The 18771-nt window shown below is 58.7% G+C and carries 21 protein-coding genes and 1 tRNA gene; 2 read left to right on the top strand and 20 right to left on the bottom strand.

The window, feature by feature from the left end; all coding sequences use genetic code 11:
- Position 1 precedes the first annotated feature (1 nt).
- From ACQY47_RS19930 to trmJ, 14 genes are all read right to left on the bottom strand, one after another.
- Positions 2-1003 (bottom strand): RodZ domain-containing protein, encoded by a 1002-nt coding sequence (locus tag ACQY47_RS19930; RefSeq protein ID WP_099550105.1) that lies wholly within the window; start codon positions 1001-1003, stop codon positions 2-4.
- On the bottom strand, positions 1003-1761 hold the full coding sequence (gene pilW, locus ACQY47_RS19925; protein ID WP_428551245.1) for a type IV pilus biogenesis/stability protein PilW: 759 nt from the start codon (positions 1759-1761) through the stop codon (positions 1003-1005). Before pilW ends, ACQY47_RS19930 begins: the two co-directional genes overlap by 1 nt.
- Positions 1762-1773: 12 nt before the next feature.
- Positions 1774-2922 carry a 23S rRNA (adenine(2503)-C(2))-methyltransferase RlmN gene (gene rlmN, locus ACQY47_RS19920; RefSeq protein ID WP_017135948.1) on the bottom strand — a complete coding sequence of 383 codons (1149 nt, stop codon included), beginning with the start codon at positions 2920-2922 and terminating at the stop codon, positions 1774-1776.
- Positions 2923-2951: 29 nt separating this feature from the next.
- Positions 2952-3377, bottom strand: a complete 426-nt coding sequence (gene ndk, locus ACQY47_RS19915) for a nucleoside-diphosphate kinase (RefSeq protein ID WP_003175956.1) — start codon at positions 3375-3377, stop codon at positions 2952-2954.
- 92 nt (positions 3378-3469) lie between these two features.
- Positions 3470-3673, bottom strand: a complete 204-nt coding sequence (iscX, locus tag ACQY47_RS19910) for a Fe-S cluster assembly protein IscX (RefSeq protein WP_017135947.1) — start codon at positions 3671-3673, stop codon at positions 3470-3472.
- 14 nt (positions 3674-3687) lie between these two features.
- Positions 3688-4029 (bottom strand): ISC system 2Fe-2S type ferredoxin, encoded by a 342-nt coding sequence (gene fdx / locus ACQY47_RS19905; RefSeq protein ID WP_015885743.1) that lies wholly within the window; start codon positions 4027-4029, stop codon positions 3688-3690.
- 3 nt (positions 4030-4032) lie between these two features.
- Entirely contained in the window at positions 4033-5895 is a 1863-nt protein-coding gene (gene hscA, locus ACQY47_RS19900; protein WP_428551239.1) for a Fe-S protein assembly chaperone HscA, read from the bottom strand.
- 51 nt (positions 5896-5946) lie between these two features.
- The gene (gene hscB / locus ACQY47_RS19895; RefSeq protein WP_017135945.1) at positions 5947-6468 is read right to left on the bottom strand and encodes a co-chaperone HscB; all 522 of its coding nucleotides are present in this window, start codon (positions 6466-6468) and stop codon (positions 5947-5949) included.
- A gap of 8 nt (positions 6469-6476) precedes the next feature.
- Complete coding sequence (iscA, locus tag ACQY47_RS19890; RefSeq protein ID WP_003209680.1) at positions 6477-6800, bottom strand: iron-sulfur cluster assembly protein IscA; 324 nt, start codon at positions 6798-6800, stop codon at positions 6477-6479.
- A gap of 28 nt (positions 6801-6828) precedes the next feature.
- A complete protein-coding gene (gene iscU, locus ACQY47_RS19885) occupies positions 6829-7215 on the bottom strand; it encodes a Fe-S cluster assembly scaffold IscU (RefSeq protein WP_003175965.1) in 387 nt (128 codons plus the stop codon).
- 99 nt (positions 7216-7314) lie between these two features.
- Entirely contained in the window at positions 7315-8529 is a 1215-nt protein-coding gene (locus tag ACQY47_RS19880) for an IscS subfamily cysteine desulfurase (RefSeq protein ID WP_017135944.1), read from the bottom strand.
- Between the two features lie 50 nt (positions 8530-8579).
- A complete protein-coding gene (gene iscR, locus ACQY47_RS19875; RefSeq protein ID WP_003194020.1) occupies positions 8580-9071 on the bottom strand; it encodes a Fe-S cluster assembly transcriptional regulator IscR in 492 nt (163 codons plus the stop codon).
- A gap of 302 nt (positions 9072-9373) precedes the next feature.
- Positions 9374-10159: a serine O-acetyltransferase gene (cysE, locus tag ACQY47_RS19870; RefSeq protein ID WP_017135943.1), complete on the bottom strand. Its 786-nt coding sequence runs from the start codon at positions 10157-10159 to the stop codon at positions 9374-9376.
- A 2-nt stretch (positions 10160-10161) separates the two neighbouring features.
- On the bottom strand, positions 10162-10932 hold the full coding sequence (trmJ, locus tag ACQY47_RS19865; RefSeq protein WP_003210307.1) for a tRNA (cytosine(32)/uridine(32)-2'-O)-methyltransferase TrmJ: 771 nt from the start codon (positions 10930-10932) through the stop codon (positions 10162-10164).
- A 145-nt stretch (positions 10933-11077) separates the two neighbouring features.
- Between trmJ and suhB the strand changes: the two genes are divergently transcribed.
- Positions 11078-11893 carry a type III secretion system regulator SuhB gene (gene suhB, locus ACQY47_RS19860; protein ID WP_003175971.1) on the top strand — a complete coding sequence of 272 codons (816 nt, stop codon included), beginning with the start codon at positions 11078-11080 and terminating at the stop codon, positions 11891-11893.
- Between the two features lie 188 nt (positions 11894-12081).
- Here the strand turns inward: suhB and ACQY47_RS19855 are convergent, their stop codons facing one another.
- The 6 genes from ACQY47_RS19855 to queA form a co-directional block, all read right to left on the bottom strand.
- Positions 12082-12624, bottom strand: a complete 543-nt coding sequence (locus ACQY47_RS19855) for a glycine zipper 2TM domain-containing protein (RefSeq protein ID WP_017135941.1) — start codon at positions 12622-12624, stop codon at positions 12082-12084.
- Positions 12625-12747: 123 nt separating this feature from the next.
- Positions 12748-13662, bottom strand: a complete 915-nt coding sequence (secF, locus tag ACQY47_RS19850; RefSeq protein WP_017135940.1) for a protein translocase subunit SecF — start codon at positions 13660-13662, stop codon at positions 12748-12750.
- Between the two features lie 9 nt (positions 13663-13671).
- A complete protein-coding gene (gene secD / locus ACQY47_RS19845; protein ID WP_017135939.1) occupies positions 13672-15543 on the bottom strand; it encodes a protein translocase subunit SecD in 1872 nt (623 codons plus the stop codon).
- A gap of 62 nt (positions 15544-15605) precedes the next feature.
- A complete protein-coding gene (gene yajC / locus ACQY47_RS19840; RefSeq protein WP_003175975.1) occupies positions 15606-15944 on the bottom strand; it encodes a preprotein translocase subunit YajC in 339 nt (112 codons plus the stop codon).
- Positions 15945-15987: 43 nt separating this feature from the next.
- Positions 15988-17103 carry a tRNA guanosine(34) transglycosylase Tgt gene (gene tgt / locus ACQY47_RS19835; RefSeq protein ID WP_003175976.1) on the bottom strand — a complete coding sequence of 372 codons (1116 nt, stop codon included), beginning with the start codon at positions 17101-17103 and terminating at the stop codon, positions 15988-15990.
- A gap of 5 nt (positions 17104-17108) precedes the next feature.
- Positions 17109-18173 carry a tRNA preQ1(34) S-adenosylmethionine ribosyltransferase-isomerase QueA gene (gene queA, locus ACQY47_RS19830; RefSeq protein WP_138453875.1) on the bottom strand — a complete coding sequence of 355 codons (1065 nt, stop codon included), beginning with the start codon at positions 18171-18173 and terminating at the stop codon, positions 17109-17111.
- 108 nt (positions 18174-18281) lie between these two features.
- Between queA and ACQY47_RS19825 the strand changes: the two genes are divergently transcribed.
- Positions 18282-18366, top strand: a tRNA-Leu gene (locus ACQY47_RS19825).
- Positions 18367-18771 lie beyond the last annotated feature (405 nt).

Below are 18771 nucleotides of genomic sequence, written 5' to 3'. Positions count from 1 at the left end.
ACTATTGTCCCAACTTGAGGCGAGCGGTCTCGCCACTGGTGAACGGCGCCACGTCCACAGGCTGGCCGTTGTAGGCCACTTGCGCGCCACGGGCAAAGCCCAGACGCAGCGTCAAAGGAGGCTTGCCGCCTTGGTCAAGCGTATCTCCCTTACGCTTCAGACCGCTAAACAGCACTTTGCCATTGCCATCGGTGACTTGCGTCCAGCAGTCAGCGATGAAGGTAATCTGGATATGCCCGTCGCCGGCGATCAATGCCGGGGTGGTGGGAGGCGAAATCGCGGCCGGGGCCGGGGCCACTGGTGCGTTAGTCGCTGGGGCCTGCGCCGGAGCAGCCGGAGCAGCTGGCGTATGCGCCTGGGCAACCGGGGCAGCCGGTACGGTTGGAGCCGGCACAGCAGCGGTGGCTGCAGGTGCAGTGCCGGCTTCCGGAGTCGGTTGCTCGGTGGTAGCCGGCGCTTCCGAGGCGGCCTGCCCTTGGGCAACCGCCTGGTCTTCCGGCTCATCCAGCGGGTGAATCTGGGTGGTGCCGTCGGCGCTTTCGACTTCGACGTGCTCCATGGCGTTGCTGGTAAGGTCTTTGGTGCGTTGGGAGGCCTGGTCTTGCCACCAGACGAAACCGCCACCCACCACGGCAATCAGCAGCAACAGGCTGACAATCCGCAAAATAGTGTGGGAAACCCGCACCGGCTCCTCGATGCGGCCCAGGCCATGAACATTGCTGCCCTGGGAATCGGTGCCGGTGAACTGGTCAAATTCCTGGACCAGTACCGCCTGGTCGATGCCCAGCAATTTTGCATAGGCGCGGATATAGCCGCGGGCAAAAGTATGCCCAGGCAGCTTGTCGAACGCGCCGGCTTCCAGGTTGCCCAGGGATGTGGCGGTCAAATTGAGCTTGAGGGCCACTTCTGCCAGCGACCAACCATTGCTTTCGCGGGCCTGACGCAAGGTCTCGCCTGGGTTTACGCGATTAGCTGCTACAACTTCCGGGTGCGCCGCTTTCATCATTGCTCCGACAGGTATTGCTGATATTCCGGCGTACCGGGATAGAGTCGTTCGAGTTGCTGGCCAAACTGTGCGGCCGTGTCGCGTTCTTCATGAACCGTCGCCAGGCGCACACCGAGCAATAGACTACGTGCATTTTGCCCGCTGAGCAGGCTAAAACGCTCGTAAAAGTCACGTGCCGGCACATAATGCCTGTCTTCGTAAGACAACTCAGCCATTTCGAGTAAAGCCCGTGGCTGGCGATTGTTCAGGTGCAGGGCTTTTTCCAGTTGCTGACGACCGCTGTCGCGCAGGCCAAGGCGTATCGAGGTCACCCCAAGGTTTTCGAATACTCGCGAACGCTCAGGATAAAGGGTATCGGTACTGGCTTGCTGGAAATAGCGGGACGCCTGGTCGTAACGTTGCTGCGCAAACAGAAAACTGCCGTAGTTGTTCAGCAGCCGCGGGTCGGCAGGACGTGCGGCCAGGGCCTTGTGAAAATACGCCTCGGCCAGTTCAGGCTCGGCCTGGGCCTGGAACACCAGGGCCAGTGCGGCATTGGCCTCGGCATCATCGCCGTCCAGTTCCAGCGCCTTTTTCAACGGCACCTTGGCCTGCTCGCTCATGCCCTGGCGCAGATAACCCAAGCCCAATTGCACATAGGCAATTCGCGCCTCGTCACGGCCTTTGCCGGTTTGCATGGGGCTGTCATGGCCCGATGAAACACAACCGGCCATCAGACCGGTGAAAAGCAACAGCAGCGCGAGGCGCAAGGGCATAGAGGTCCTCTCTCAGATTCGATTCACAGCAATTTGCGGCAAATCTTCGGCGGCGTTAAGTTCGCGCACGGCGATATAACGCTCACTGCGGCGGGTGCGATCCATCACTTGCCCGACCAGTTGGCCACAGGCGGCGTCGATGTCTTCACCACGGGTGGTGCGCACAGTAACGTTGTATCCGGCCTGGTGCAGTTGATCCTGGAAACGACGGATGGCGTTGTTGCTCGGCCGCTCGTAGCCAGAATGGGGAAACGGGTTAAACGGAATCAGGTTGATCTTGCACGGGGTGTTCTTGAGCAGCTCGATCATCTCGACCGCATGCTCAACTTTGTCGTTGATGTCCTTGAGCATGGTGTACTCAATGGTCAACACACGCTTTTCGCCCAAGGTCGCCATGTAACGCTGGCAAGATTCGAGCAGCATCTTAAGCGGATACTTCTTGTTGATCGGCACCAATTGGTTACGCAATGCGTCATTCGGTGCGTGCAACGACAGCGCCAGGGAGACGTCGATGTGCTTGGCCAGCTCATCGATCATCGGCACCACGCCGGAAGTCGACAGGGTCACACGGCGCTTGGAGATGCCGTAGCCGAGGTCGTCCATCATCAAATGCATGGCGGCAACGACGTTGTCGAAGTTCAGCAGCGGCTCACCCATGCCCATCATCACCACGTTGGTGATGGCACGGTCGACGGTTGCCGGGACGCTGCCAAAGGATTTGTTGGCAATCCACACTTGGCCGATGACTTCGGCGGCGGTGAGGTTGCTATTGAAGCCTTGCTTGCCGGTGGAGCAGAAACTGCAGTCCAGGGCACAGCCTGCCTGGGACGAAACGCACAAAGTGCCGCGCTTGCCCTGGGGAATGTAGACGGTCTCGACGCAGCTGCCGGACGCCACGCGCACCACCCACTTACGGGTGCCGTCGGTGGAAATGTCCTCGCTGACAACCTCGGGACCACGGACTTCAGCAATGGCCTTGAGCTTGTCGCGCAGGGCCTTGCTGACGTTCGTCATGGCGTCGAAATCGTCGACACCAAAGTGGTGAATCCACTTCATTACCTGACCGGCACGGAAACGCTTCTCCCCGATTGAGTCGAAGAATTTTTCCATTTCCTGTTGAGTCAGACCCAGCAGGTTGGTTTTAACAGTCGATGTAGTCATGGATTCACCCTCACTCTTTAAGCCGATGCTTAGCGAGCGGTTACTTCAGTAGCAGCGAAAAAGTACGAGATTTCGCGAGCAGCAGCGGCTTCGGAGTCCGAACCGTGAACAGCGTTGGCGTCGATGGACTCAGCGAAATCAGCACGGATAGTGCCGGCAGCTGCTTCTTTAGGGTTGGTAGCGCCCATCAGCTCGCGGTTCAGAGCGATAGCGTTTTCGCCTTCCAGAACCTGAACAACAACAGGGCCGGAGATCATGAAGGCAACCAGGTCGCCGAAGAAGCCACGGGCGCTGTGCTCAGCGTAGAAGCCTTCAGCTTCAGCTTTGGACAGTTGCTTGAGTTTCGAAGCTACAACCTTCAGGCCGGCTTTTTCGAAACGAGTGGTGATCTCGCCGATGACGTTTTTTGCAACAGCGTCAGGCTTGATGATGGAGAAAGTACGTTGAACAGCCATGGTGTAACTCCAGAAACGGTAATTTACGAAAAATTAAACCCGCGAATTATACGCGGGTTATTGGGTATTGCCTAACTGCGTAAAAAGTCGGCTCAGTCGTCTGCTTCTTCGATCCACAGACCCTGAATCGCCTCCAGGACCTTTTCGCCACCCCGGTCAGGAATGTCGTCAAATTCCGGCAGTGCCATTACGAGGTCGCGCAACTTGACGAAGTTCACGGTAAGAGGATTGACCTCAGGATGAGCTTCCGCAAGTTGTATAGCGATTTCTTGTACATCAACCCATTTCAGGCTCATGACATTTCCTTGAATCAATGCGGCGCTTCGGCTGCATGGTTGAGGGAATATTTCGGAATTTCGACGGTAATGTCTTCCGTGCCGACCTTTGCCTGACAGCTTAGGCGAGAAGTCGCCTCCAGGCCCCAGGCGCGATCCAGAAAGTCCTCTTCCAGCTCATCCGCTTCTTCGAGAGAGTTGAAACCCTCACGAATCACGCAGTGGCAGGTCGTGCAGGCGCAGACACCGCCGCAGGCACTTTCGATCTCGATGTGGTTGTCATGGGCAACTTCGAGGATGGACTTGCCGGTCTCAGCCTCCACGACCATACCGTCCGGGCAATGCTCGGCGTGTGGCAGAAAAATGACCTGCGGCATTAATTATTCCTCGATTTCATTCAGGTTGCGCCCGGCCAGTGCGGCTTTCACCGTCTGATCCATGCGGCGGGCGGCAAAGGCATCAGTCACTTGCGACAGGCGCTTGGTCTGCTGCTCGATGGCGTAACCATCGTTGCCTTTCATCAATTCGGCCAGTTCCTGCATTTGCAGGTCGATAACCATGCGCTCTTCAGCATCCAGCAAACGCTCGCCATCGGCTTCCAGGGCGCCCTGCACGGCTTCGAGCAGGCGCTGGGCATCGACTTGCTGCTCGCGCAGCACGCGGGCGACCTTGTCGTCACCGGCATACTGGAAGGAATCCTTGAGCATCTTGGCGATTTCGCCATCGGTGAGGCCGTAGGACGGCTTGACCTGGATGCTGGCTTCAACGCCCGAGGCCAATTCACGTGCTGCCACGCTGAGCAGGCCATCGGCGTCGACCTGGAAGGTCACGCGAATTTTCGCCGCACCGGCCACCATCGCCGGGATGCCGCGCAATTCAAAGCGCGCCAGGGAGCGGCAGTCGCTGATCAGTTCGCGCTCGCCTTGCAGCACATGAATCATCATGGCCGTCTGGCCATCTTTGTAGGTGGTGAAATCCTGGGCGCGTGCGACGGGGATGGTGGTGTTGCGTGGAATCACCTTCTCCATCAGGCCGCCCATGGTTTCCAGGCCCAGGGACAGCGGGATCACGTCGAGCAGCAGCAGTTCGCCACCATCGCGCTTGTTACCGGCAAGCGTGTCGGCCTGGATAGCAGCGCCGATGGCGACTACTTGATCCGGGTCGATTTCCGTCAGTGGCTGGCGACCGAAAGCTTCGGCAACCGCTTCGCGAACGCGTGGGACGCGCGTCGAACCGCCGACCATGACCACTGCGGCCACGTCTTCCAGCTCGATACCGGAATCACGCACAGCCCGACGACACGCCTTGAGGCTGCGAGCGACCATCGGTTCGATCAGCGCATCAAAGGATTCGCGAGTCAGTTGAGCCGACCAGCTGCCGTAGGAAACTTCAACAGAATCAGCGTCAGTCAGTGCTTCCTTGACCGCACAGGCAGTTTGCAGCAGATTACGCTGCGCGCCCGGGTCCAGATCAGCCGACAAGCCAGCGCTGGCGATGATCCAGCCTGCAATGGCATGGTCAAAGTCATCGCCGCCCAAGGCGCTGTCGCCCCCGGTGGCCAGTACTTCAAACACACCGCCGGTCAGGCGCAGGATCGAAATATCAAAGGTGCCGCCGCCCAGGTCATAAATTGCCACCAGGCCTTCAGCGTGCTGATCCAGGCCATAGGCCACCGCCGCTGCGGTCGGCTCGTTGAGCAAGCGCAACACGTTCAGGCCCGCAAGCTTCGCGGCGTCCTTGGTGGCTTGACGCTGTGCGTCATCGAAATAGGCAGGAACGGTGATCACTGCGCCGACCAGTTCGCCGCCCAAGGTATTTTCTGCGCGCTGACGCAGCACCTTGAGGATATCGGCCGACACTTCAACCGGGCTTTTCGGGCCTTGGACGGTGTCGATGAACGGCATATGGGATTCGCCGCCAACAAAGCGGTACGGCAGCTGGTCGCCCAATTGCTTGACGTCGGAAAGACCGCGACCCATCAAGCGTTTAACCGACAGCACGGTATTCAACGGGTCACTGGACGCTGCCAGCTTGGCCGACTCACCGACTTCAGTGCGATCAGCGTGATAACGCACAGCGGAGGGCAGGATCACCTGGCCATTAGCGTCGGGCAATGGCTCGGACAGGCCGCTGCGCAAGGCAGCAACCAGGGAATTGGTGGTGCCCAGGTCAATCCCGACCGCCAGGCGACGCTGGTGTGGTTGAGGGCTTTGGCCGGGTTCGGCGATTTGCAGTAGGGCCATGGTAATCAGGTCTTATCTGTCTATCAGGCGTGCATCACGGGCAGCACTGGGTTAATCGTCGAGGCGCTCTTCTAGCTGGCGCACTTCGTAGGTGAGCTTGTCGAGGAACTGCATGCGCCGCATCAGGCGTTCGGCCTGTTCACGTTGCGCTGCATCATCCCAACAGGCTGCGAAGCTTTCATTGAGCTCATCCTGGGCCGTTTTCAGACGACGCTTGAAGACCGCGACACCGGCTATATCAGCCTCGTCCTGCAAGTCTTCGAGTTCTTCGCGCCACTGCATCTGCTGCATCAGGAAGTCCGGGTCGTGCACCGTCACTTCGATCGGCAACTCACCACCGTTCAACGCGAGCAGGTAGCGCGCGCGTTTGGGCGGGTTTTTCAGCGTCTGATAGGCTTCGTTGAGGCTGGCCGATTGCTCCAGCGCCAGGCGCTGCTCACGCTCGGAAGCGTCAGCAAAGCGGTCCGGATGCACCCCACGCGCCAACTCTCGGTAGCGCGTGGCAAGCTGCTCAAGGTCCAGCCGAAAGCTCGGCTGCAGCTCGAATAAAGCGAAATGACAAGGAGTACCCACGAATAGCCTCAGATGTTGAAGCTTTCGCCGCAGCCACATTCACCGCGCACGTTGGGGTTGTTGAACTTGAAGCCTTCGTTCAACCCTTCCTTGACGAAATCGAGTTCGGTGCCGTCCAGGTAGGTCAGGCTTTTAGGGTCGATGATCACTTTCTCGCCGTGACTTTCGAACACCTGGTCCTCTTCAACCACCTCGTCGACAAACTCCAGCACGTAGGCAAGGCCGGAACAGCCCGTGGTGCGAACACCCAGACGAATCCCCTCACCTTTACCGCGCCCATTCAGGGAGCGGCGAATGTGCTGCGCAGCCGCTTCTGTCATGCTGATAGCCATCGTTGACTCCTTACTCGTCGCCAAATGCTTAGATCAAGCCTTTCTTCTGCTTGTAGTCGCGAACGGCCGCCTTGATGGCGTCTTCGGCGAGTACGGAGCAGTGAATTTTCACTGGCGGCAGGGCCAGTTCTTCAGCCAGCTGGGTGTTGCTGATGGTGACAGCCTCATCCAGGGTCTTGCCTTTCATCCACTCGGTAGCGAGGGAGCTTGAGGCAATGGCGGAACCGCAGCCGTAAGTCTTGAACTTGGCGTCTTCGATAACGCCAGCGTCGTTGACCTTGATCTGCAGGCGCATCACATCGCCGCACGCCGGAGCGCCGACCATGCCGGTGCCGACATCAGGGTCTTCCGCGTTCATCTTGCCGACGTTGCGCGGGTTTTCGTAGTGGTCGATGACCTTTTCGCTGTAAGCCATGGTACTGAATCCTCACTCATCAGGGCCGCTCTGGAACCCTGTAAAAACGCCTGCGTTTTCCGCCACGTTCTTACAGAGCTTGGGTGGCGGCTTCTATAGTTAGTGTGCCGCCCACTCGATCTTGGAGATATCGACACCGTCTTTGTACATGTCCCACAGCGGCGACAGAACGCGCAGCTTGTTGACGGCTTCGCAGACTTTCTGCGCGGCGTAGTCGACTTGCTCTTCGGTGGTGAAACGGCCGAACGTAAAGCGGATCGAGCTGTGTGCCAGTTCGTCGTTGCGGCCCAGGGCGCGCAGAACGTACGAAGGCTCAAGGGAAGCCGAGGTGCAGGCCGAACCGGACGAAACCGCCAGGTCCTTGAGCGCCATGATCAGCGACTCGCCTTCGACGTAGTTGAAGCTCAAATTCAGGTTGTGCGGTACACGGGCGGTCATGCTGCCATTGATGTACAGCTCTTCAAGGTTCTCGACCTGCTTGTAGAAGCGATCGCTCAGCGCCTTGATGCGAATGTTTTCGGCTGCCATGTCTTCTTTGGCTACACGGAAGGCTTCGCCCATGCCGACGATCTGGTGAGTCGCCAGGGTGCCGGAACGCATGCCGCGCTCGTGACCGCCGCCGTGCATGGTGGCTTCGATGCGCACCCGAGGCTTGCGGCTCACGTACAGCGCGCCGATGCCTTTAGGGCCGTAAGTCTTGTGGGCAGAGAACGACATCAGGTCGACTTTCAGCTTGGACAGGTCGATGTCGACCTTGCCGGTGGACTGAGCAGCGTCGACGTGCAGCAGGATGCCTTTGGAGCGCGTCAGCTCGCCAATGGCTGCGATGTCGTTGATGGTGCCGATTTCGTTGTTCACGTGAATCACGGAAACCAGGATGGTGTCTTCACGCAGGGCCGCTTCGATCATGGCCGGGGTGACGATACCGTCGGTGGTTGGCTCAAGGTAGGTAACCTCGAAACCTTCACGCTCCAGTTGGCGCATGGTGTCGAGGACAGCCTTGTGCTCAATCTTGGTGGTGATCAGGTGCTTGCCCTTGGTCGCGTAGAAATGCGCCGCGCCCTTGATTGCCAGGTTGTCGGATTCGGTAGCACCGGAGGTCCAGACGATTTCGCGTGGATCGGCGCCCACCAGGTCGGCGACTTGGCGACGAGCGTTCTCGACCGCTTCCTCGGCTTTCCAGCCGAATACGTGGGAACGGGAGGCTGGGTTACCGAAGTTTCCGTCAACCAGCAGGCATTCGCTCATCTTTTGCGCGACACGCGGATCAACCGGGGTGGTCGCTGAGTAATCAAGGTAAATCGGCAATTTCATGGACTTTCTCCTAAATCAGGCTGGCTGGCGTGCCGTTAGCTCTTCGGCTGTCACTCGACGGCGGACGCTTCAATCTTGTCCAGACGCGGCGCCTTGGTGTTGCAACGGCGCTGGTCCTGACGCTGGGCTACTTCTTGCACCTCACGGCGAGTCACAAGATCAGCCAAGCTGATACCACTCAAAAACTCATGGATCTGCAGGCTCAAGTCACACCACAAGTGGTGGGTCAGGCAGGTGTCGCCGGCATGGCAGTCACCCAAACCCTGGCATTTGGTGGCATCGACGGATTCGTTCACCGCGTCGATCACCTGAGCTACCTGAATGCCCTGCATATCGCGGGACAATTGATAACCGCCGCCCGGCCCACGCACGCTGGAAACCAAGTTGCTACGGCGCAATTTGGCGAACAACTGCTCGAGATAGGACAGCGAAATGCCTTGGCGCTCGGAGATATCGGCCAGGGACACCGGCCCAGTTTGCGCGTGCAAGGCCAGGTCAAGCATGGCGGTCACCGCGTATCGGCCTTTTGTAGTCAGTCTCATGGACAAGTACCAAGGTGTTTCAGAATGGGAGCAAGTATGCGATTCCCGAGTATTTAAGTCAACTATAAGACCTAGTACTTTAGTCAGGATTACCCGTAAAAAGGGCGCGCGAATAATAGCAGGGTGGGGTGGGGACGAACAGCGGGAACCGGGCCACGACTCAATCTCAAGACCAATGGAAGCCAAATGTGGGAGCTGGCCTGCCTGCGATAGCGGTGGGTCAGCCCCCCCCCCTAAATGAGCTGGCAGACCGCTATCGCAGGCAAGCCAGCTCCCACAGGAGGTTTTATCGAGCTTAAGGTTTAGCCAGCCTTGGTGGTGGCAGCTTCAACCTTGATCTCGGCGAAATCTTCTTCGCGCAGCTCAGGCAGATCTTTTGCGCAGTAGCTACTGCCCAACTCCTTCAATGCGCCGCACATACCGTCCAGCTTGCCATCCACGGCCTGCAGGTGGTCGAGCAACTGGCCAATGGCACGCGCCACCGGGTCGGGCATGTCTTCGCTGACACCGTAGGCATCGAAACCGATCTTCTCGGCCATCGCTTTGCGCTTGGCTTCCTGCTCGTCGCCGAGCTCCGGCTTGACGATAATGCGGCCGGGAATGCCCACCACCGTCGCGCCAGGCGGCACAGCCTTGGTCACCACAGCATTGGAGCCCACCTTGGCACCCGCGCCGACAGTGAACGGGCCAAGCACCTTGGCACCCGCCCCCACCACTACGCCATCGCCCAATGTCGGGTGGCGCTTGCCTTTATTCCACGTTGTGCCACCCAGGGTCACGCCCTGATACAGCGTCACGTCATCACCGATTTCGGCGGTTTCGCCAATCACGATGCCCATGCCATGGTCGATAAAGAAGCGACGACCCACCTTGGCGCCTGGATGAATCTCGATTCCGGTCAACCAGCGCCCAAAGTTCGACACCAGCCGTGCCAGCCATTTCCAGCCCATGCCCCATAAGACTGCGGACAGGCGGTGAATCCAGATCGCGTGCATGCCTGGGTAGCAGGTCAGCACTTCAAAGGCGTTGCGCGCCGCCGGGTCACGGTGGAAAACACTCTGGATATCTTCTCGCAAACGCTCGAACATTTTTAATCCTTCCGCTTAAGAAGCTCACCACGGGCCGCTTTCTGGGTTTCCGTGAGGATGCCACGCAATATGTTCATTTCTGCCCGGCTTACCGAGCTACGGCCGTACAAGCGACGCAGGCGTGCCATCAAGTGCCGTGGTTTTTCCGGATCGAGAAACTCGATGGCCACCAGGGTTTGCTCCAGGTGCTCATAGAATCGCTCCAACTCGTCCATGGTGGCCAACTCGCCACTCTTGGTTGATGCGACCTCATCCTTCTCGACCTTGCTCGGCTGGCCTTCTGCAGCCAGCCAGGCCATGCGCACTTCGTAACTCAACACCTGCACCGCTGCCCCGAGGTTCAGCGAGCTGAACTCAGGGTCTGATGGGATGTGCACGTGGTAATGACATCGCTGCAGCTCTTCATTGGTCAGGCCGGAGTCTTCACGGCCAAACACCAAAGCGATTTCAGCGCCACCTGCAGCCTCTTCCACCACCTTGGTGCCGCATTCGCGCGGATCCAGCAGTGGCCAGGGGATTCGACGGTCGCGAGCACTGGTGCCAAGCACCAGGTTGCAGCCGACCAAAGCGTCTTCCAAAGTGGCGACGACCTGGGCTTTTTCAAGGATGTCATTGGCGCCGGATGCACGGGCATCGGCCTCGTGGTGCGGGAACACACGCGGCTCGACCAGCACCAGGCGCGTCAGCCCCATGTTTTTCATGGCTCGCGCCACCCCGCCGATGTTGCCGGGATGACTGGTATTGACGAGGACGACACGGATGTTTTGCAGCAAGGGAGGCGCTCTCGGACACAGGAAAGGGGAGCAAATCTTACAGAACAGCCTAAGGTTATGCCATGAAAGCTAACGTCGTCCTTCACCTGAAGAAAGTTTCTGCTAGAATGCCCGGCTTTCTTTAACAACCTTAGGTGACACATCCATGCAGCCCATGCTGAATATCGCGCTGCGCGCCGCCCGCAGCGCCAGTGAATTGATCTTCCGCTCCATCGAGCGCCTGGATACCATCAAGGTCGACGAAAAAGACGCCAAGGATTATGTATCCGAGGTGGATCGCGCCGCTGAGCAAAAAATCATCGACGCGCTGCGCAAGGCCTACCCTACCCACGGCATCCTCGGTGAAGAAACCGGCTTGCACAAAGGCAGCGGCGAAGGCGAAGACTACCTGTGGATCATCGACCCACTGGATGGCACCACCAACTTCCTGCGCGGCATCCCACACTTTGCAGTCAGCATTGCCTGCAAATACCGTGGCCGCCTGGAACACGCCGTCGTACTCGACCCGGTTCGCCAGGAAGAATTCACCGCCAGCCGTGGCCGTGGCGCCCAGTTGAACGGTCGTCGCCTGCGCGTCAGCGGCCGTACCAGCCTGGACGGCGCCCTGCTGGGCACTGGCTTCCCGTTCCGTGACGACCAGATGGACAACCTGGAAAACTACCTGGGCATGTTCCGCGCCCTGGTTGGCCAGACCGCCGGCATCCGCCGCGCCGGTGCTGCCAGCCTGGACCTGGCGTATGTTGCCGCCGGTCGTTTTGATGCGTTCTGGGAGTCGGGCCTGTCCGAATGGGACATGGCTGCAGGCGCCCTGCTGATCCAGGAAGCTGGTGGCCTGGTGAGCGACTTTACCGGTGGTCACGATTTCCTTGAGAAAGGCCATGTGGTCGCCGGCAACACCAAATGCTTCAAGGCAGTACTGACGGCGATCCAGCCGCACCTGCCGGCTTCGCTGAAGCGTTAAGCGAGCGAGCACAAAAAAGCACCCCGAGGGGTGCTTTTTTTATGCCTGGGATTTGGTATCTCAACAGCCAACACAATCCAATGTGGGAGCTGGCTTGCCTGCGATAGCGGTCTGCCAGCTAGCTAATAGGTTGCTGACCCACCGCTATCGCAGGCAAGCCAGCTCCCACACTTGGATTGATGTCAGACTTATTGCTGGTTCTGGCCCAGGATCAGACGACCTTCCTTATCCACTGGAATCTGGCCGCCCGGATCACGGTCCATACGCACCGAACCTTCCTTACCGTCCAGGTTGTAGCGCACGTCGTAACCCACAACCTTGTCACTGATATCGTTGACCGTGCTGCAACGCTGCTGCGTGGTGGTGTAGGTATCGCGGTTCTGCATACCTTCCTGCACCTTGTTACCGGCGTAACCACCGCCAACCGCACCGGCTACAGTAGCCAGCTTCTTGCCATTACCGCCACCGACCTGGTTGCCCAACAGACCACCGGCCAGCGCACCGACCACGGTGCCGACGATTTGATGTTGATCCTGCACCGGCTTCTGCCGGGTCACGGTGACGTCCTTGCAGACCTCACGAGGGGTTTTGATCTGGGTTTTCACCGGCTGCACTGCCAGCACTTGCGCATACTCAGGGCCGCTTTTTACCAGGCTGTAGGTGGCAACAGCACCCCCGGCAGTCACACCGACAGCACCCAATACCGCACCAACCAGTAACGACTTGTTCACGTGAACCTCCTGACCATCACAAGCGGACCGAAACGTCCGCGCTATACCCAGCCTTGGAGCAAAAAAAAAGGCACGAGTTCAATACTCGTGCCTTCTTTGTAACAGCGTATCAACGAACGCCCATCAAGGACGGTCGTCGACCTCCTTGCCGGTAGCGGCAGGCGGGATCAAGTCTTCGCTGTTGAGGTTCAGCCAGATCAGCACCACGTTAGCGATGTAGATCGACGAGTAGGTACCCGCCAGAACGCCGATGAACAGTGCCAGGGAGAAGCCCCACAGATTGTCGCCACCGAAGATCATCAGCGCAGCAATCGCCAGCAAGGTGGAGATCGACGTCGCCATGGTCCGCAGCAGGGTCTGGGTGGTGGAGATGTTGATGTTCTCGACCAGCGTAGCCTTGCGCAGTACGCGGAAGTTCTCACGAACCCGGTCGAATACCACGATGGTATCGTTGAGCGAGTAACCAATGATCGCCAACACCGCGGCCAGCACCGTCAGGTCGAAGGTGATCTGGAAGTACGCCAGGATACCCACGGTGACGATTACGTCGTGGATCAGCGACACAATGGCGCCGACGCCGAATTTCCACTGAAAGCGGAACGCCAGGTAGACCATGATGCCGGCCAGCGCCATCAGCATGCCGAGGCCGCCCTGGTCGCGCAGCTCTTCACCCACTTGCGGGCCTACGAACTCGACGCGCTTGACCGACGCCGGGTTGTCACCGCCGACCTTCTGCAAGGCTTCGGCTACCTGATGACCCAACTGCGGATCTTCGCCCGGCATACGCACCAGCAGGTCGGTGGTAGCACCAAAGCTCTGCACGATGGCTTCGTGATAGCCGGCCTTGACCAGCTCGCTGCGCACCAGGGTGACGTCGGCCGGCTTCTCGTAGGTCAGCTCGATGAGCGTACCGCCGGTAAAGTCCAGACCGTAGTTCAGGCCCTTATGGAACCAGCTGAACAACGCCAGAACGGTAAGGAGCACTGTGGCGCCGAACGCAATGTTGCGAACGCCCATGAAGTTGATTGTACGTAACATGGCAGCCCCTTAAATCCACAACTTCTTGAAGTCACGTCCGCCAAAGATCAGGTTGACCATTGCGCGGGTCACCATGATGGCCGTGAACATCGAGGTAAAGATACCGAGGGACATGGTCACCGCAAAACCTTTGACCGGGCCGGTGCCCATGGCAAAGAGAATCCCGCCGACCAGCAGAGTGGTCAGGTTGGAGTCGAGAATCGCGGTAAATGCCCGGCCGAAGCCTTCGTTGATTGCACGTTGTACGGTCATGCCCGCCGCGATCTCTTCACGAATACGCGAGAAGATCAGTACGTTGGCATCTACGGCCATACCCATGGTGAGTACGATACCGGCGATACCTGGCAGGGTCAGTGTTGCGCCCAGCAGCGACATCAGTGCCAGCAGCATCACCATGTTGCCCGCCAGGGCCACGGTGGCGATGACGCCGAAGAAGCGGTAGATGGCGATGATGAACAAGGACACAAACAGCATGCCCCACAAGGCCGCATCGATACCCTTGGTGATGTTGTCGGCACCCAGGCTCGGGCCAATGGTGCGCTCTTCAGCGAAGTACATCGGCGCCGCCAGGCCACCCGCACGCAGCAGCAGTGCCAGCTCGGAAGATTCGCCCTGGCCATTCAGGCCGGTAATGCGGAATTGAGCACCCAGCGGCGACTGGATGGTCGCCAGGCTGATGATTTTCTTCTCTTCCTTGAAGGTCTGCACCGGCACGTCTTTCTCGACACCGTCGACCATTTGTTTGGTGTAGGTGGTGACCGGACGTTGCTCGATGAAGATCACCGCCATGCTGCGACCGACGTTGCTGCGCGTGGCGCGGCTCATCAGGTCACCGCCATGGCCATCCAGACGGATGTTAACTTCCGGTGTACCGTGCTGCGAATCGAAACCCGCCTTGGCGTCAGTCACCTGATCACCGGTGATGATCAAGCCACGCTCGATCAGCGCTGGAGGACGGTTGCCTTCACGGAACTCGAATTCTTCGGCAGTCGCGCGAGTCGCACCCGGCTCAGCCGCCAGACGGAATTCCAGGTTGGCGGTTTTACCCAGGATACGCTTGGCTTCAGCGGTATCTTGTACGCCTGGCAGTTCAACCACGATGCGGTTGGCGCCTTGACGCTGCACGATCGGCTCAGCCACACCCAGCTCGTTGACGCGGTTACGTACCGTGGTCAAGTTCTGCTTGATGGAGTATTCGCGGATTTCCGCGATCTTGGCCGGGGTCATCGCCAGACGCAGCACAGCCTGACCATTCAGGTCAGCCGGTACGATGTCGAAATCATTGAAGTTCTTGCGCACCAGGGCACGGGCCTGTTCGCGGGTCGCTTCATCAGAGAAGCCCAGCTGGATGGCACCGTTGAGCTGCGGCAGGCTGCGATAACGCACCTTCTCTTTACGCAGCAGGCTCTTCACGTCGCCTTCGTAAACTTTCAGACGCGCGTCGAGGGCTTTGTCCATGTCGACTTCCAGCAGGAAGTGCACACCACCGGACAAGTCCAGACCCAGCTTCATCGGGTGCGCGCCAATGCTGCGCAGCCATTTTGGCGTGGTCTGTGCGAGGTTGAGCGCGACAACGTAGTCATCACCCATGGCCTTGCGCACGACGTCTTTGGCCGGCAACTGGTCTTCGGCCTTGGTCAGGCGCAACAAACCGCCTTTCGCATCAGACGCCAAGGTTGCCGCTTTTACCTGGATACCAGCGTCGGTGAGCGCTTTGCTCGCACGGTCCAAGTCAGCCTGATTGACCTGCAGCGTAGTGCTGGCGCCAGTGATCTGGATCGCAGGGTCATCAGGATAAAGATTGGGAGCGGAATAAATAAAACCGATCGCCAGCACCGCCAGGATCAGTACGTATTTCCACAGAGGGTATTTGTTCAGCATCACGCCGCCCGCTTATAACGCGGGGCGCCTTGCGCGCCCCGTCGATTGGTAAAGGTTGTTACTCAGATCGCTTTGAGCGTGCCTTTTGGCAGCGTGGCGGCGATGGCGCCCTTCTGGAACTTCATTTCTACGGTGTCGGAGACTTCCAGAACCACGAAAGCATCGGAAACCTTGGTGATCTTGCCGGCGATGCCGCCAGTAGTCACAACTTCGTCCCCTTTCTGCAGGCTGCCCAGCAGGTTTTTCTGCTCTTTGGCGCGCTTGGCCTGTGGGCGCCAGATCATCAGGTAGAAGATGACCAGGAAGCCGACCAGGAAAATCCACTCGAAACCACCACCCATAGGGCCGGCGGCGGCAGGCGCAGCGGCGTCAGCCATGGCATTAGAGATAAAAAAGCTCATTTAGCACTCCAGTTGCAAATAGTGAATCTTAGGGTCGGAAAACTCAGTCCAAGGGCGGCACAGGGAGCCCGCGCTTGGCATAGAAGGCATCGACGAAGGCGGCCAATGTACCCTGTTGAATAGCCTCACGCAAACCAGCCATCAGGACTTGGTAGTGACGCAAATTGTGGATGGTATTCAACATGCTACCCAGCATTTCCCCGCACTTGTCCAGATGGTGCAGATAAGCACGCGAGAAGTTCTGGCAGGTGTAGCAGTCACAGGTGGGATCCAGCGGCGAATCATCATGGCGATGGAACGCGTTACGGATCTTCAGCACGCCTGTATCGATGAACAGATGCCCATTGCGGGCATTACGGGTTGGCATCACGCAATCGAACATGTCCACACCGCGGCGCACACCCTCTACGAGATCTTCCGGTTTGCCAACGCCCATAAGGTAACGAGGTTTGTCAGCGGGCATCAGGCCCGGCAGGTAATCCAGCACCTTGATCATCTCGTGCTTGGGCTCACCTACCGACAAACCGCCGATAGCCAGGCCGTCAAAGCCGATTTTGTCGAGGCCTTCGAGCGAGCGCTTGCGCAGGCTTTCGTGCATGCCGCCCTGGACGATACCGAACAGCGCAGCGGTGTTATCGCCGTGGGCGTTTTTCGAGCGCTGAGCCCAACGCAACGACAGTTCCATGGAGATACGCGCGACATCTTCATCCGCGGGATAAGGCGTGCACTCGTCAAAAATCATCACGATGTCGGAGCCCAGGTCGCGCTGCACCTGCATCGACTCTTCAGGGCCCATGAACACTTTGGAACCGTCCACCGGCGAGGCGAAAGTCACGCCCTCTTCCTTGATCTTGCGCATGGCACCCAGGCTGAATACCTGGAAACCACCGGAGTCGGTGAGGATCGGGCCTTGCCACTTCATGAAGTCATGCAGGTCGCCATGCTTCTTGATCACTTCCGTGCCCGGGCGCAGCCACAGGTGGAAGGTGTTGCCCAGGATGATCTCGGCGCCGGTCGCGACGATGTCACGCGGCAGCATGCCTTTTACAGTGCCGTAAGTGCCCACTGGCATGAACGCCGGGGTTTCGACGGTGCCCCGCGGGAACGTGAGGCGACCACGACGAGCCTTGCCATCCGTGGCCAACAATTCAAACGACATACGACTCATAGTTGCTCCTCAAGGCCCGCTTCTTTAGGAGCAGTCGGCGCAGGGTTACGGGTGATAAACATCGCATCACCGTAGCTGAAAAAACGGTATCCATTATCGATGGCAGCTTTATACGCCGCCATTGTTTCGGGATAACCCGCGAAGGCCGACACCAGCATCAACAGCGTGGATTCCGGCAAATGGAAATTGGTCACCAGGCAATCGACCACATGGAACGGCCGGCCCGGGAAAATAAAGATATCGGTATCGCCACTGAAGGGCTTGAGCACGCCATCGCGCGCGGCACTCTCCAGCGAGCGCACGCTGGTGGTGCCCACCGCCACAACACGACCGCCGCGCGCCTTGCACGCCGCCACCGCATCCACGACTTCCTGGCTGACTTCCAGCCATTCGCTGTGCATATGGTGGTCTTCGATGTTATCCACACGCACCGGCTGAAACGTGCCGGCCCCCACGTGCAGGGTCACATAAGCGCTTTCGACGCCTTTGGCGGCAATCGCATCCAGCAGCGGCTGGTCAAAATGCAGCCCGGCTGTAGGTGCGGCGACAGCACCGAGGCGCTGCGAGTACACCGTCTGGTAGCGCTCGCGATCCGAGTCTTCGTCGGGGCGGTCGATATAGGGAGGCAGCGGCATATGGCCGACGCGTTCCAGCAGTGGCAACACTTCCTCGGCAAACTTGAGTTCGAACAACGCGTCATGGCGTGCAACCATCTCGGCTTCGCCACCGCCATCAATGAGGATGCTCGAGCCGGGTTTCGGCGACTTGCTGGAGCGCACATGGGCCAGCACGCGATGGCTGTCCAGCACCCGCTCCACCAGAATTTCCAGCTTGCCGCCGGACGCTTTCTGGCCAAACAGCCGTGCCGGAATCACCCGGGTATTGTTAAACACCATCAAATCGCCTGGGCGCAAATGCTCAAGCAAATCAGTGAATTGGCGGTGTGCGAGGGCACCACTCACCCCGTCCAGGGTCAGCAGTCGACTGGCGCGACGCTCGGCCAAAGGGTGGCGAGCGATCAGCGAATCAGGGAGCTCAAAAGTAAAGTCAGCAACGCGCATGATAGGGTTCGTCTAGCAGGGCCGGGGAGTCTAGCGGAAATAGTGAAAATAGACCATGAAACGTGATTGACCAACGGTAATCTCATCTCTATACTTCGCCGCCATTGAGCCCTGATGGCGGAATTGGTAGACGCGGCGGATTCAAAATCCGTTTTCGAAAGGAGTGGGAGTTCGAGTCTCCCTCGGGGCACCATCTTAAAGAAAGACCTTGAATTTCAAGGTCTTTTTTTTCGTCTGTAGAAAAGTGAGATTCCAGCGCTGGCCGCCGCAATGGCGCCCAGAAGGCAAAATCATGACAGAACAAGCCCTATTGACCATAAGCCCTTTCAAAACCTCGTGAGCGCCTTCAGAGGCCGTCGGAGCGTTGCGATTATCCTACCGCCCTCGCCCCATATAACGACCTTTCACGATCTGATGAGCCTGGGAGGCAGCAGAGTGTCAGCATTCATGTAGAGATAACCAGTGAGCCAGTCTTCTGGAATGGCAAGGAGGCGAGCGCCTGGAGGCGTTTTGACGCGTGCCGTGCACCCGTTAGTGCGCATTGACGGTGGCTTTTTCGCGGGATGGCTTGCGGGACTCTTTTCGACCGCCCAAAACA

Source organism: Pseudomonas edaphica, from assembly GCF_965277385.1.
Classification (GTDB): Bacteria; Pseudomonadota; Gammaproteobacteria; order Pseudomonadales; family Pseudomonadaceae; genus Aquipseudomonas; species Aquipseudomonas edaphica.
Note: the sequence above shows the minus strand (reverse complement) of the source record. Positions and strands in the feature narration are given on the sequence as shown.